The sequence below is a fragment of the Vibrio sp. 2130-1 genome (assembly GCF_033339515.1).
Genome location: NZ_JAWOUT010000118.1, coordinates 1 through 928, shown reverse-complemented (window position 1 = coordinate 928; position 928 = coordinate 1). Strand labels below are relative to the sequence as shown.

Genomic DNA, 928 nt, shown 5'->3' with positions numbered 1-928 from the left:
GTGCTCAGCGCAGCGGTTTTGATTTGATGATTCATAAGATAGCTCCATAATTTCGGCGCCATCTTATAATTCACAGATGTTCAGATAATCATGCGTGCGCATGATTCAATGTCACAAATTTTATGACAATAAATGCAAACTACAAAAGTTTTGGGATTTTATTGCACAAATGTTCAATAAGTAACCGGCTAGCTTGGTTCAGCGTTTTCGGTTGAGGATAGAGTAACCACCCCGTTTCTTCCGTGACAGCATATTGAGACAATACTTGCACCAATGCACCGGATTCGAGCTCATTTTTTACCAACAGTTTTGGGATATAACTGATGCCGCGGTCAAGCACTGTGGAGCTTTTAATAAAGCCGATGTTGTTGGAAATGAGTTTTGGTTTGAGCGCTACGTTTTGTTCCTGAAAATGCCAAAGGTTGTCGACATTGCCATTTGGCCAACGAAAACAAATGCACTGATGATCGCTCAACTCTTCTAATGTGGCGGGCGTGCCGTGAGTTTGAAGATAGTTCGGTGAGGCAACGACACATCGGTCTAGCGTTAAGATCTTTCTCGCGACAATGTCTGAATCAAACAGCATGCCGCCGTGCAGCGCGATGTCCAACCCCTGCTGAAACATATCAATAAAGCCATTGTTGATATTGCGAATGTCGAGTTCAACCTGCGGGTATTGATCCTGAAATTCAAACAAAATGGGTTGAAGATGTTCATAGGTTTCTGGCAGAAGGCCAAGTTTGATTTTTCCTCTGACCTCGATACTTTCGTTACTGGCTTGCTGGTTTGCAGAATCAAGCAAGGTGAGTACTTTTTGTAGATCTTGGTAATAGGCATCGCCTTTGTTTGTCAGCGAAAGGCTGCGAGTGGTGCGGTGAAAAAGTTGCGTTCCGAGGTAACGTTCCAGTTCTCCAATGCGTCGACTAAC

At 43.9% G+C, this 928-nt stretch carries 1 protein-coding gene; it reads right to left on the bottom strand.

The window, feature by feature from the left end; translation table 11 throughout:
- Nucleotides 1-139: 139 nt before the first annotated feature.
- The coding region (locus R7Q09_RS24610; RefSeq protein ID WP_318143756.1) for a LysR substrate-binding domain-containing protein at nt 140-928 on the bottom strand (789 nt) is incomplete at its 5' end.